Genomic DNA, 11,889 nt, shown 5'->3' with positions numbered 1-11,889 from the left:
CATCACCTCCTGTGTAGGGCTGCCCCTACACGGTGTCGACATGCCGGGCACGAAATGCGGCCTGACGCTGTACTGGGCGCTTCCAGGCGCCAAGCTGGCCCGCGCTTTGCGTGGTGGCTGGCGTCCTGATCAACGAGGTGTGCCATGTCCGAATTCTTTTCGCCCTACGATGCCGACCGCCCCCTGATGCTCAAGTGCAGCTGCGGGCGCGAGCACAGCGCGGCCGACCACCAGGCCGAGCTCAGCGCCGAGGCCGCAGCTGCCACGCTGCGCCAGCGCAGCCTGAGCAGCGAGTTCGAGGCCTACAGCAACGAGTTCATCGAAGCCACCCTGGTCAAGGCCTTGTTTCCGCAAGACGCGCTGCGCCGGCGCTTTCTGCGCGCGGTGGGCAAGGGCACGGCCATGGCGGCCATCAGCAGCGTGCTGCCGGTGGCCAGCCTGCAGGCCATGGCCCAGGAGGCCGGCAAGGGCGGCACCAACCTTGAGAAGAAAGACCTGAAGATCGGCTTCATCCCGATCACCTGCGCCACCCCGCTGATCATGGCTCACCCCCTGGGCTTCTACAAACAGCAGGGCCTGAATGTGGAGGTCACCAAGACCGCGGGCTGGGCGCTGATCCGCGACAAGATCATCAACAAGGAATACGACGCCACCCACTTCCTCAGCCCCATGCCCCTGGCCATGTCGCTGGGCCTGGGCTCCAACGCCACGCCCATGAACGTGGCCACCATCCAGAACATCAATGGCCAGGCCATCACCCTGGCCCTGAAGCACAAGGACAACCGCGACCCCAAGAACTGGAAGGGCTTCAAGTTCGCCATTCCCTTCGAGTTCAGCATGCACAACTTCCTGCTGCGCTACTACCTGGCCGAGGCCGGCCTCAACCCCGACACCGATGTGCAGCTGCGCGTGGTGCCGCCGGCCGAGATGGTGGCCAATCTGCGCGCCGGCAACATCGACGGCTTTCTGGGCCCCGACCCGTTCAACCAGCGCGCCGTGTACGAAGAGGCCGGCTTCATCCACCTGCTGACCAAGGATCTCTGGAACGGCCACCCCTGCTGTGCCTTCGGCACCAGCGCCGAGTTCATCCAGAAGAACCCGAACACCTTTGCCGCCCTGTACCGCGCCGTGCTCACCTCGGCGGCCATGGCCCGCGACCCCAAGAACCGCGAGCTGATCGCCAAGGTGATCGCCCCGCAGGCCTACCTGAACCAGCCCGAGGTGGTGCTGCAGCAGGTGCTGACCGGCAAGTTCGCCGACGGCCTGGGCAACATCCGCAACGTGCCTGACCGGGCCGACTTCGACCCCATGCCCTGGCAGAGCATGGCCGTCTGGATGCTGACCCAGATGCAGCGCTGGGGCTACATCAAGGGGGCGGTCAACTACAAGCAGATCGCCGAGAAGGTGTTCCTGCTGACCGACGCCAAAAAGCAGATGAAGGCCCTGGACCAGAAGGTGCCCGAAGGCAGCGCCTACCCCAAGTTCAACATCATGGGCAAAGAGTTCGACGCCGCCAAGGCCGAGGCCTACGCCAAGAGCTTTGCCATCAGCAAGGGGGCGTGAGCCATGAGCCCTTTCAAATCCCTGGGCTTTCGGGCCGGTGTGCTGTCGGTGCTGATGCTGGTGGTGTTGCTGGCGGTCTGGCGCACGGCCACCTTGCCCGATGCGCCGGCGCCAGCCCCCGCCAAGACCCTCAGCGCCGAGCAGATCGAGTACCTCAAGATGATGGGCAAGGACCCCGGCGCGCCGGCCCCGGCCGAGGCCGGGGGCAGCACCAGGTCGGGTGGCTTTCCGACCCCGCTGCAGACCGCCACCGCGGCCTGGCAGCATCTGCGTGACCCGTTCTACGACAAGGGCCCGAACGACAAGGGCATCGGCATCCAGCTGGCCTATTCGCTGGCGCGGGTCGGCCTGGGCTTTGGCCTGGCCTGTCTGGTGGCCATCCCGCTGGGCTTTGTGATCGGCATGTCGCCCCTGCTGCGCCGGGCCTTCGACCCCTTCATCCAGGTGCTCAAGCCCATCAGCCCCCTGGCCTGGATGCCGCTGGCGCTCTACACCATCAAGGACTCGTCGATCTCGGGCATCTTCGTGATCTTCATCTGCTCGATCTGGCCCATGCTGGTCAACACCGCCTTCGGCGTGGCCTCGGTCAAGCGCGAGTGGCTCAATGTGTCGGCCACGCTCGAGGTCAACCCGCTGCGCCGCGCCCTGCTGGTGATCCTGCCGGCCGCGGCGCCCACCATCCTCACCGGCATGCGCATCAGCATGGGCATCGCCTGGCTGGTGATCGTGGCGGCCGAGATGCTGGTGGGCGGCACCGGCATCGGCTACTTCGTCTGGAACGAGTGGAACAACCTGTCGCTCACCAGCGTGATCTTTGCGGTGCTGGTCATCGGCGTGGTCGGCATGTTGCTGGACCTGGCCTTTGGCCGCTTGCAGAAGGCGGTGACCTATGTGGAGTGATTCCGGCAGCCGTGCCGCGACCGCGGCGCTGGCCATCCCCCAGCCCTCTGAAAGGAACCCCAAGGTGGACGGATTTCTAAAAGTCGAAGCGCTGAGCAAGGCCTACGACCCGGCGCGCCCGGTGTTCTCGGACGTGTCCTTCTCGCTGGCGCGGGGTGAGTTTGTCTGCATCATCGGCCATTCGGGCTGTGGCAAGACCACCATCCTCAACGTGCTGGCCGGGCTGGACCAGGCCAGCTCAGGCTATGCCTACATGGATGGGCGCGAGATCGCCGGGCCCAGCCTGGAGCGTGGCGTGGTGTTCCAGAGCCACGCCCTGATGCCCTGGCTCACCGTGCGGCAGAACATCGCCTTTGCGGTCAAGTCGCGCTGGCCCGAATGGAACGCCGCCAAGGTCAATGTGCACCTGGAGAAGTTCGTCGAGATGGTGGGCCTGAGCGCCGCCATCGACAAGAAGCCCTCGGCCCTGTCGGGCGGCATGAAGCAGCGCGTGGGCATTGCCCGGGCCTTCAGCATCAGCCCCAAGATGCTGTTGCTGGACGAGCCCTTCGGCGCGCTGGATGCACTCACCCGCGGCACCATCCAGGACGAGCTGATGGGCATCGTGCGCCAGACCCAGCAGACCGTGTTCATGATCACCCACGATGTGGACGAAGCCATCCTGCTGGCCGACCGCATCCTGCTCATGAGCAATGGCAACGACACCCCGCAGGGCTACCGCCCGGGCGGCTTGGCCGAGGTGGTGGTCAACCCCTTGCCGCGCGAGCGCAACCGGGCCAGCCTGCACCACCTCGACGGCTACTACGAGCTGCGCAACCACGTGGTCGACTTTCTGGTCAGCCGCGCCAAGGCGCACTGATTTCCCTCGCCGACCAGCCCTTCAGACCGCCGCCCGCCGGGCTGCGGCCGGGGCGGGGCTCGGCCCCGATTTTTCAACCTGCTCACCCCGTTCTTTTCAAAGGAGCCAACATGAACCGCAATGACGTCACCGAGAAAATCATCGGCACCAAGGTGCAAAAAGGCATCAAGTGGGAGGCCGTGGCCAAGAAGCTGGGCCAGTCCAAGGAGTGGACCACCGCCCTGTGCCTGGGCCAGATGACCGCCACGCCCGAACAGGCCAAGGTGCTGGGCAAGATCTTCGGCCTCACCGCCGACGAACAGAAATGGCTGTGCGTGGTGCCCTACAAGGGCTCGCTGCCCACCCCCGTGCCCACCGACCCGCTGATCTACCGCTGGTACGAGATCGTGAGCGTCTACGGCAGCACCATCAAGGAGCTGATCCACGAAGAGTTCGGCGACGGCATCATGAGCGCCATCGACTTCAGCATGGACATCCAGCGCCAGGCCGACCCCAAGGGCGACCGTGTGAACGTGGTGCTGTCGGGCAAGTTCCTGCCCTACAAGACCTACTGAGCCCGCCCGCGGGGCGGGCGCAGGCGTTAAGCTCGGGGCCGTTTTCTTCTGAGGCCCCGGTTTTCTCCATGCGCATCGAATCCATCCGCCAGCAACTGCGCGCCCACGGCGCCGGCCCCGCCCACGAGCAGCGGGTGCTGCGCCTGTGGGCCCAGGCCAAGCCGCAGGACAGCGGCCGCCGGCGGCTGGAAGACTTCATGCCCGCCACGGTGCGCGATAGGCTGCCCGCCCTGAGCGCCGAGTTGGCCGGCCTGGCCACGCTGCGCTCGCAGCACCCGGGCGAAGACGGCTCGGCCCGCCTGCTGGTGGCGCTGGCCGACGGCCAGACCGTGGAGAGCGTGCTGCTGCCGCGCGACGGCCTGTGTGTGTCCACCCAGGTGGGTTGCGCCGTGGGCTGCGTGTTCTGCATGACCGGGCGCGAAGGCCTGTTGCGCCAGGTGGGCAGCGCCGAGATCGTGGCCCAGGTGGCCCTGGCCCGCACGCTGCGGCCGGTCAAGAAAGTGGTGTTCATGGGCATGGGCGAGCCGGCCCACAACCTGGACAACGTGCTCGAAGCCATCGAGCTGCTGGGCACGGTGGGCAACATCGGCCACAAGAACCTGGTGTTCTCGACCGTGGGCGACCCGCGCGTGTTCGAGCGCCTGCCGCAGGGGCGGGTCAAACCCGCGCTGGCCCTGTCGCTGCACACCACACGGGCCGAGCTGCGCGAGCAACTGCTGCCGCGCGCGCCCCGCATCAGCCCCGACGAGCTGGTGGCGCAGGGCGAGCACTATGCCCGCACCACCGGCTACCCCATCCAGTACCAGTGGACGCTGATCGAGGGCATCAACGACAGCGAGGAAGAGCTCGATGGCATCGTGCGCCTGCTGCAGGGCAAGTACGGCGTGCTCAACATGATCCCTTACAACAGCGTGCCCGATCTGGCCTTCAAACGCCCCAGTTGGGAGCGCGCCGCCGAGATCGCCCGCCAGCTGCACCGGCGCGGCGTGCTGACCAAGCTGCGCCAGTCGGCCGGGCAGGACGTGGACGGCGGCTGCGGCCAGCTGCGGGCGCGCAGCCAGGACGCGCCTGCCATTGAAGCGCCTGCCATTGACGTGCCAATTCATTGGGCACCCCGTGCCGGGGGCGCAGCGGGCCCCGGCTGAACCGATCTGGCGGAGCGCGGCCCGCGTTCAGTGGCGTGGCGCCTGCATCGGGTCCAGCCGCTCGCCGCGCAGCAGGGCCACCGGCGAGCGCCAGTAGATCTGCACGTTGTGGATCGGGTCGGTGATGATCTTGAAAGCCCAGGCCAGGCCCCAGGCCGGGCTGCGCAGCACGAACAGGTGCAGGGTGCGCAGCAGCAGCCCGGTGACCCCCAGAGCCAGCCACAGCAGGCCCACATCGTGGGCGTAGCCGGCCAAGCCGGCATCGGGGTGGATCAGCCCGAACAGGTCGCGGCGCCAGGCCAGCACGGCCGGCAGCGCCAGCCACACCCCGATCAGGATGGCCTTGCGGCGCATGTTGTAGCCCACCTTGATGGCCTCCTTGTGGGCGTCGGTGGCCTGGTTGACGCTGTCGTAGCCGCGCGGCTCGAAGAAGATATGGCCCGACTGGCGCGTCACCATGCCCACCAGCCAGCCCACCATCGCGGCGGCCGCCGGGTCGACGAACAGCAAGGCGTAGGCGCACAGAAAGCTGATGGCGCTGATCAGGTGCAGCGTCTGGTTGATGCGGCACTGGTGGTAGTAACGGTGGTCGTCCCAGCGCAGGGTGTCGACTTTCTGCAGGAAATCACGCACGGCAAACTCCTAGGTCATGAAAAAGGAATGACCGCAGCGTGACCGGCCCGCATGAAAGTGATTTGACAGCGGCGTGGCCGGGCCGTGTCACGGCGCTGTTCCTTGATCTGGATCGAATCCCGTGCGCGTTGGCCTTCAGTGCAGCGTCAGCGGGTGCGAGCTGGTCTTGACCCGCACCAGCGCCGGCCTGGCCTCGTAAGGCACGGCGGCCTGGCCCAGCAAGGCCGCTGCCAGGGTGCTGACCTGGCGGGCAATCGGCTCGATGTAACGGCTGGCCACCCCCTCGACGGTGATGCAGTCGCCCAGGGCGTGGATGCCGGGCTGGCTGGTGGCCAGTGTGGCCGGGTCCACCGCGATCCCATCGCGCCATTGCAGCCCGGCGCTGCGTGCCAGGCGGCCGGGGGTGTGCAGGCCGGCGGCCACCACCACCTGGTCCACCTCGTGGTGCTGGCCGCCCGCGGTGTGCACGTGGTAGCGCCCGCTGTCGGCCGAGCGTGTCACGCTGGCCACGGTCTGCCCCCCCTCGAAGGTGATGGCCAGGCCCTGCCAGGCGGCCAGCAACTGGGCCCCGGCTGCCTGGGCCTGCCAGCGGGCCAGGGGTTCGCTGGCGGTGTCCAGCAGGCGCACGCGGTGGCCGCCCAGGGCCAGGTCGTTGGCCAGTTCGCAACCGATCAGGCCGGCGCCCAGCACCAGCACGTCACGCGGGCTGTCGCCCAGGGCCTGGCGCAGGCGCTGGTAGGCCGCCAGGTGGTTGATGCGCCAGCACAGACCGGGCGCCAGCCCCGCCGGCAGCTCGGCCTCGGCCCCATGGGCCAGCACCAGCTGGCGGTAGCCCAGGTTGCCCCGGGTGGTGCGCAGTTGCCGCGTTTCGGCGCAGATGCGCACCGCCTGCGTGTGGGGCAGCAGGCGCAGGTTCAGGCGCCGGGCCGCATCGGGCCCGCTTTCCTTGACCAGGCCTTCGGGGGGCAGCTGGCGCGCCAGGGCGACCGAGAGCAGGGGCTTGTCGTAACGGTCGCCGGCGCAGGCGCTGACCAGGGTGATGGGCAGGTTGGCATCGTGCTGGCGCAGGGTTTCGGCGAGTTGCCAGCCCGCTTTGCCGGCGCCCACGATGACGATGCCCGCATCGCCCCGACGGGCACGGCCCTGGGGGGCAGGTGGCTGCGGCAGAGGCTGACGCAGGCGCTCCGGGCTGGGGGCGGTGTAGGGCGAAAAGTCGCTCTTGGTCACCCCGCACAGCGGGCAGGCCCAGTCGTCCGGGATGTCGGCGAAGCGGGTGCCTGGGGGCAGGCCGCTGTCCGGGTCGCCCAGCGCTTCGTCATACAGGTAACCGCAGGCGTGGCAGATGTAGGTCTGCCACGCCGGGGCCAGGGCCTCGATGGCCAGGCCCACGGGGCTGGGGCGGGCGTCGGGCCGGGGGGCGGTGGGGGCGGAGGGGCCGGTGGGGCCGGAGGGGATCATGCCGGCAGCTCCTCGGCGCTCAGCCGTGCGATTTCCTTGCGCAGGTGTTTGATGGCGGGCGTGACGATGGCCACGAAGTGCGATTCACGCACCCGGCGTTGCACCTCCGAGCTCATCAGGTAGCCGCGCGCGCCCTGGTGCATCAGGGCCGACTGGGCCGCACGCAGGCACAGTTCGGCCCCATGGGCGCGGGCATCCAGCACGTCGATGAAGAAGTCCTTGTCGGTGTTGTAGGGGGTGCGGGCCAGCTGCATGACACGCTGGCTCAGGCCGTCGAGCTCGGCCTGCAGCGCGTCGGGCCGGTCTTCCAGGTACTGGTTGACGTGGCCCAGCTGGGGTTCGACCTCCCACATGGAGTCGATGGCGCCCTGGGTGATGCCCACGGCCATGCCGCATTGCAGCATCACAAAGGCGGCCCGGATGCGGGCGATGAAAGGGCGTGCCGGGTCGGCCATGAGTTCGCCCTCGCCCACGAACAGGTCTTTCACGCGCAGCGCATAGGTGGCCGTGCCCTCCATGCCCGAGAACGAGGGGCACTCGCGCAGCGTCACTCCGGGCGCATCGCAGCGCAGCAGGAACATGATCTCGTGCGGCGCGGCGGCGGCGGCATCCCCGGTCTGTACCGCAGCGATGGCGCCGCAGTAGTGGTCTGGGCCCAGGTTGCTGACCCAGGGCAGGGTGCCGCTGACCCGGTAGCCGCCGGGCACCGGGGTGGCCTTGAGCAGCAGGCTTTCGATCTGCGCAAAGCTTTTCATGGGGTTGGACAGGGCGGTGCCACCCAGGCGCTTGCCGCTCACATGGGCCGCCAGCACCTCGCCGCTCAGTGCCGGCTGGCCCGACTGCTGCAGGTACAGGCCCGCCACAGCCTGGCACCACATCATGAAGCCGGTGGCGCCGCACACCCGCGACACCTCGGCCATGGCCTGGATGGCCAGCGCGTAGTCGCCGGGGCCCTGGTCGCTGTCCAGGTGGGCGCTCATGGCCCCGGCGGCGGCCAGGGCCTGCAGCAGTGCCTGCGGGTACAGGCCTTCGCGGTCGATGGCCTGGACCTGCTCGCGCAGCGGGCCCTGGGCCAGGACGCGGGTGGCTGCCAGCAGGTCGCCGGCTCGAACTTCGGGGGGCAGGTCAGCGGGGTTCATGCTCAAGTCCTTGGGTGGCTGGAGGGGTGGGGGCAGCGGATGGGCGCCGGCGGAGGGCGATCGCTCAATCAGCCAGGCTGATCGTGAACGGGATCGGGTTGCGCAAGGTGTTGGCCACCGGCGAGTAGAAGTTGGCGTGCTGCACGATCTCGTCCAGCACTTCACGCGGGGCGTCGCCTTCCACCACCACCTTCACGCGGATGGCCTGGAAGCCCATTTCGGGGGGTGTTTTTTCGAGCGCGCCGCCGGCTCCCCAGGCGGCCGGGTTGCCGATGTCGCCCTCCAGAAACACCTCCAGCTTGCTCAGCTTGACCTGCTTCCAGGTGGCCACGGCGGTGATGCCCACGGCCAGACAGCCGCCCAGTCCCGACAGCACGATCTCGCCCGGGGCGGGCGCGGTGTCCTGGCCGAACAGGTGCAGGGGCTCGTCCACCACCACCGGGGTGTGCTGGCCCACGGTGCTGAGCGAGCGGTACTGCCCCTCCATCACGGTGTGGACCTTGTTGGTGCCGCGGCTGGCGGGATTGGCCCGGCCCTTGGCGGCAAAGGCGGCGAGGCCTTCGCTGTCGATGGGGCGCAGGTAGGCCTTGACGGTGGTGGGGGTGTCGAGGGCGGAGGCTTCGGTCATGGTGCAGGTCCTTGGTGGGGGGGAAAGCGGAGGGCTGACAGCCCAGGCATGCCTGCTTCTTTGCAACCGCTGTGCCAGGCCTGGTCAAGCCTTGCCTGGCAGCGGCTGAATCGTCTGAGGGTATTGACGAGATTGGTAAGTTTGCTATCAATAGAGAAGCAAATGCAGGCGCGATACCTTGATTGACATTGCGCCTGTGTCGACCCAATGTCGACAATTTGTCGACCCTGGTTCAGCGCAAGCCGGCCTTGCGCAGGCGGTAGGCAAACTGGCGCAGGGTCAGGCCCAGGCTTTGGGCCGCGCGCGACTGGTTGCCGTGGTGCCGCTGCAGGGCCTCCTGCAACTGGGCCACCGGGTGGGCGTGGGTGCTCTGGTAGTCGCGCACCAATGGAGCGGGCGCGGCATCGTCGGCCGGCCTGCCGGGCCAGGCCCGTGCCGGGGCGAGGGCGGGGGTGTTGTCGGCCTGGGCCCCGCTCTGGCTTTGGCGCAGCAGGCGCAGCAACTGGGCCTGGCTCACCGAGCTGTGTCCGCTCAACAGCACCAGGCGTTCAATGAAATTGCCCAGCTCGCGGATGTTGCCGGGCCAGTCTTGTTGCGCCAGGGCTTGCAGTGCCTCGGGCGTGAGGTTCACGTTGCGCTGGTGGGCCTGGTTGGCGCGGCTCACGAAATGCAGGGCCAGGGCCTGGATGTCTTCGCGCCGCTCGCGCAACGAGGGCAAGCGGATCGGGATCACATTGAGCCGGTAATACAGATCCTGGCGGAAGCGGCCCGCCTGCACGTCCGCCGACAGGTCGCGGTGGGTGGCGGCCACCAGGCGCACGTCCACCCGCTGTTCGCGCCGTCCCCCCAGGCGCACCAGGGTGCCCTCCTGCAGCGTGCGCAGCAGTTTGGATTGCAGGCCCAGGGGCAGCTCGCCCACCTCGTCCAGGAACAGGGTGCCGCCATCGGCCTGCTCGAACCAGCCCGGGCGCGCCGCCACGGCGCCGGTGAAGGCGCCTTTCTCGTGTCCGAACAGCTCGGATTCGAACAGCGTCTCGGGGATGGCGGCGCAGTTCACCTTGATGAAGGGCTGGTCACGCCGCCCGCTGGCCAGGTGCACGGCGCGGGCGAACAGCTCCTTGCCGGTGCCCGATTCACCCAGCAGCAGCACGCTCACGCTGGCCTGCGAGACCTGCTCAAGCTCACCCAGCGCCTGCAGCAGGGCGGGTGAACTGCCGATCAGGCCGTAGCGTGCCGCCTGGGTTTGCAGGGCGCGCGCCAGCTGGGTGTTGCGGGCTTCGAGCTGGCGCGTCTGCTCGCTCACCAGTTGCTGCAACTGCAGCAGCTGCCCGGCCAGGGTGGCCAGCACGCGCAGCAGCGCCAGGTCATCGTTCAGGTGGCGCTGGCGGCTGCGGAGCCGGTGGCAGGCCAGCACGCCCAGGGTCTGGCCGTTGGCCGTGATCGGCAAGGCGATGAAGGCCACGGTTTCGGGGGGCAGTTCGGCGCGTTGCACCGAGCGGAACAGGAACAAGGGCTCATGGTCGATGTCCTGCACGATGGCGGCTTGCCCGCTGGCCAGCACCCGCCCGGTGATGCCTTCGCCCAGCGCATATTGGCCGCGCTGACATTCGGCGGCTGTCAGGCCGTAGGCATGCTGGATGCTGGCCTGAGTCGATTCGGGCTCGCGCAGCACGATGCGGCCCCGGTTCAGGCCCAGCAGCTCGCTCATCAGGTGCAGCATCTCGCGCAGCACGGTCTCGGGGCTGAGGCTGCGGCCTACCAGGCGCATCACCTCGTGCATCAGCAGCAGTTCCTGGGCGTGCCAGTCGGTGGCCGTTGCCCGGCTGGAAGGAGGGGGCGGTTGGGGAGGCTGGGCCATGCCGGTCGCCATGCAGTTGCCGTGCCAGCCCGCAGAGGTTCAACGCCGCCGGGTGGGCTCAGAGCGCGATGTCGCTGCTGCCCGGGCACAGCAGGCGCGGAAACTCGCGCATGGGTTGCCAGTGGGCGGTGTGCTCCGGGCTGTGCCAGGGGCGCTGCTCGCTGAGTTTGACCGGCAATTCAAACTCACGGTAATGCCCCTGACCCAGGTAGATGGCCCAGCGCCCGCCGATGGGCCGGTCTGTTTCAAGCCCCCCGGGGCCGGGTGGCGGGCGCAGCCAGACGCGGTCGCCCGGCACGGCAAAGCCGCTGGGCAGGGGGGCGTCCGGGCTGCCGATCTGGCGCATCAGCGCCTGGTGGAAATCGCAATCGCGCACCGGTCGATGCTGGAAGCGGGTCTGCAGGCGGCTGTACAGCGCCGGGTGGTGGCGCCGGGTTTCTTCGGCCAGGCCCAGCAGCAGCACGTACTCCGAGGCGCGGTAGGGTGACAGCGCAAACCCCGGGCCCTGGGCGGGCTGCAGCAGGGCCTGCAGGGCGGCCGTCAAGGGGCGCTCGGGGCGCAGCAGAGGGGGGCGGCCCGGCTGCAGCAGCCAATCCTCGGCGGGATGGCGCGGCCCGGTCGGGTCGGGGTGGAGCCGGGTGTCGCGTGCCGCCTGCACGATGCCCTGGCGCACCCGCACGGCAGCCGCCCACTCGGCATGGCTGGGAAATGCGAAGGCCACCGGGCTGGCCAGCAAGGCCACGATGATCTCGCGCGCCAAGTCGTCGGCGTGCCGGGTGTCCAGCGCCAGGGTTCTGGACAGGGCCCGGGTGTCATGGCCCGGGGCCCAGTGCTCGATCAGGGTGGGTTGCAGCGCCACCTGGAGTGCGGGCGCCGTGGTGGCGTCGGCAGGCAGCAATTGAACGTCGACCAGGCTGGCCAGGCCCAGCTGCTGCAGCTGTTCCATCAACTGCCAGTGGCCCTGCTGCAAGGCGGCCTTGCTGCCCCCTTGAAACACCACGCCGCAGGCCCCGGGCGGCAAAGCACCGGACGGCTCAGGGGCCAGTGGGGTGAGGGGGGCAGGGGCGCTCAACATGCTTTCAGTATCGGCAGGCAGGTCGCCGCCGTACAACCGTGAAAACCCGCCGCCGAGCGCGGACAAACCCGGGGGGC

11 protein-coding genes are annotated in these 11,889 nt (G+C 68.8%); 5 read left to right on the top strand and 6 right to left on the bottom strand.

From position 1 onward, the window contains the following. Positions 1 to 144: 144 nt before the first annotated feature. The 5 genes from F624_RS0120925 (at position 145) to F624_RS0120905 (ending at position 5,021) form a co-directional block, all read left to right on the top strand. A complete protein-coding gene (locus tag F624_RS0120925; RefSeq protein ID WP_019576308.1) occupies positions 145 to 1,563 on the top strand; it encodes a CmpA/NrtA family ABC transporter substrate-binding protein in 1,419 nt (472 codons plus the stop codon). Positions 1,564 to 1,566: 3 nt separating this feature from the next. Further along, complete coding sequence (gene ntrB, locus F624_RS0120920; RefSeq protein ID WP_019576307.1) at positions 1,567 to 2,463, top strand: nitrate ABC transporter permease; 897 nt, start codon at positions 1,567 to 1,569, stop codon at positions 2,461 to 2,463. Beyond that, on the top strand, positions 2,453 to 3,322 hold the full coding sequence (locus F624_RS0120915; RefSeq protein WP_019576306.1) for an ABC transporter ATP-binding protein: 870 nt from the start codon (positions 2,453 to 2,455) through the stop codon (positions 3,320 to 3,322). Before ntrB ends, F624_RS0120915 begins: the two co-directional genes overlap by 11 nt. A 110-nt stretch (positions 3,323 to 3,432) precedes the next feature. Further along, positions 3,433 to 3,876: a cyanase gene (gene cynS / locus F624_RS0120910; RefSeq protein WP_019576305.1), complete on the top strand. Its 444-nt coding sequence runs from the start codon at positions 3,433 to 3,435 to the stop codon at positions 3,874 to 3,876. A gap of 68 nt (positions 3,877 to 3,944) precedes the next feature. Then, the gene (locus F624_RS0120905; RefSeq protein ID WP_019576304.1) at positions 3,945 to 5,021 is read left to right on the top strand and encodes an RNA methyltransferase; all 1,077 of its coding nucleotides are present in this window, start codon (positions 3,945 to 3,947) and stop codon (positions 5,019 to 5,021) included. Between the two features lie 27 nt (positions 5,022 to 5,048). Here F624_RS0120905 and F624_RS0120900 read toward each other — a convergent pair whose 3' ends face one another. The 6 genes from F624_RS0120900 to F624_RS35545 form a co-directional block, all read right to left on the bottom strand. Continuing rightward, positions 5,049 to 5,654 carry a hypothetical protein gene (locus tag F624_RS0120900; RefSeq protein WP_019576303.1) on the bottom strand — a complete coding sequence of 202 codons (606 nt, stop codon included), beginning with the start codon at positions 5,652 to 5,654 and terminating at the stop codon, positions 5,049 to 5,051. A 135-nt stretch (positions 5,655 to 5,789) separates the two neighbouring features. Continuing rightward, a complete protein-coding gene (locus F624_RS0120895; protein WP_019576302.1) occupies positions 5,790 to 7,112 on the bottom strand; it encodes an FAD-dependent oxidoreductase in 1,323 nt (440 codons plus the stop codon). Continuing rightward, positions 7,109 to 8,251, bottom strand: coding sequence for an acyl-CoA dehydrogenase family protein (locus F624_RS0120890; RefSeq protein WP_019576301.1), 1,143 nt, complete (start codon positions 8,249 to 8,251; stop codon positions 7,109 to 7,111). The genes F624_RS0120895 and F624_RS0120890 overlap by 4 nt, the downstream gene beginning before the upstream one ends. Before the next feature lie 64 nt (positions 8,252 to 8,315). Then, complete coding sequence (locus F624_RS0120885; protein WP_019576300.1) at positions 8,316 to 8,879, bottom strand: OsmC family protein; 564 nt, start codon at positions 8,877 to 8,879, stop codon at positions 8,316 to 8,318. A 232-nt stretch (positions 8,880 to 9,111) separates the two neighbouring features. Then, on the bottom strand, positions 9,112 to 10,737 hold the full coding sequence (locus F624_RS0120880; RefSeq protein ID WP_031255746.1) for a sigma-54-dependent Fis family transcriptional regulator: 1,626 nt from the start codon (positions 10,735 to 10,737) through the stop codon (positions 9,112 to 9,114). Positions 10,738 to 10,795: 58 nt separating this feature from the next. Further along, positions 10,796 to 11,812, bottom strand: a complete 1,017-nt coding sequence (locus tag F624_RS35545; protein ID WP_157443549.1) for a hypothetical protein — start codon at positions 11,810 to 11,812, stop codon at positions 10,796 to 10,798. Positions 11,813 to 11,889 lie beyond the last annotated feature (77 nt).

Source organism: Curvibacter lanceolatus ATCC 14669 (genome assembly GCF_000381265.1).
GTDB lineage: Bacteria > Pseudomonadota > Gammaproteobacteria > Burkholderiales > Burkholderiaceae_C > Curvibacter > Curvibacter lanceolatus.
Note: the sequence above shows the minus strand (reverse complement) of the source record. Positions and strands in the feature narration are given on the sequence as shown.

What these genes read in the sequence shown, in the direction of transcription:
- F624_RS0120905 (WP_019576304.1), top strand. Translation starts at nt 3,945, where the DNA reads ATGCGCATCGAATCCATCCGCCAGCAACTGCGCGCCCACGGCGCCGGC.
- ntrB (WP_019576307.1), top strand. Translation starts at nt 1,567, where the DNA reads ATGAGCCCTTTCAAATCCCTGGGCTTTCGGGCCGGTGTGCTGTCGGTG.
- F624_RS0120890 (WP_019576301.1), bottom strand. Translation starts at nt 8,251, where the DNA reads ATGAACCCCGCTGACCTGCCCCCCGAAGTTCGAGCCGGCGACCTGCTG.
- F624_RS35545 (WP_157443549.1), bottom strand. Translation starts at nt 11,812, where the DNA reads ATGTTGAGCGCCCCTGCCCCCCTCACCCCACTGGCCCCTGAGCCGTCC.
- F624_RS0120915 (WP_019576306.1), top strand. Translation starts at nt 2,453, where the DNA reads ATGTGGAGTGATTCCGGCAGCCGTGCCGCGACCGCGGCGCTGGCCATC.
- F624_RS0120880 (WP_031255746.1), bottom strand. Translation starts at nt 10,737, where the DNA reads ATGGCCCAGCCTCCCCAACCGCCCCCTCCTTCCAGCCGGGCAACGGCC.
- F624_RS0120885 (WP_019576300.1), bottom strand. Translation starts at nt 8,879, where the DNA reads ATGACCGAAGCCTCCGCCCTCGACACCCCCACCACCGTCAAGGCCTAC.
- cynS (WP_019576305.1), top strand. Translation starts at nt 3,433, where the DNA reads ATGAACCGCAATGACGTCACCGAGAAAATCATCGGCACCAAGGTGCAA.
- F624_RS0120895 (WP_019576302.1), bottom strand. Translation starts at nt 7,112, where the DNA reads ATGATCCCCTCCGGCCCCACCGGCCCCTCCGCCCCCACCGCCCCCCGG.
- F624_RS0120925 (WP_019576308.1), top strand. Translation starts at nt 145, where the DNA reads ATGTCCGAATTCTTTTCGCCCTACGATGCCGACCGCCCCCTGATGCTC.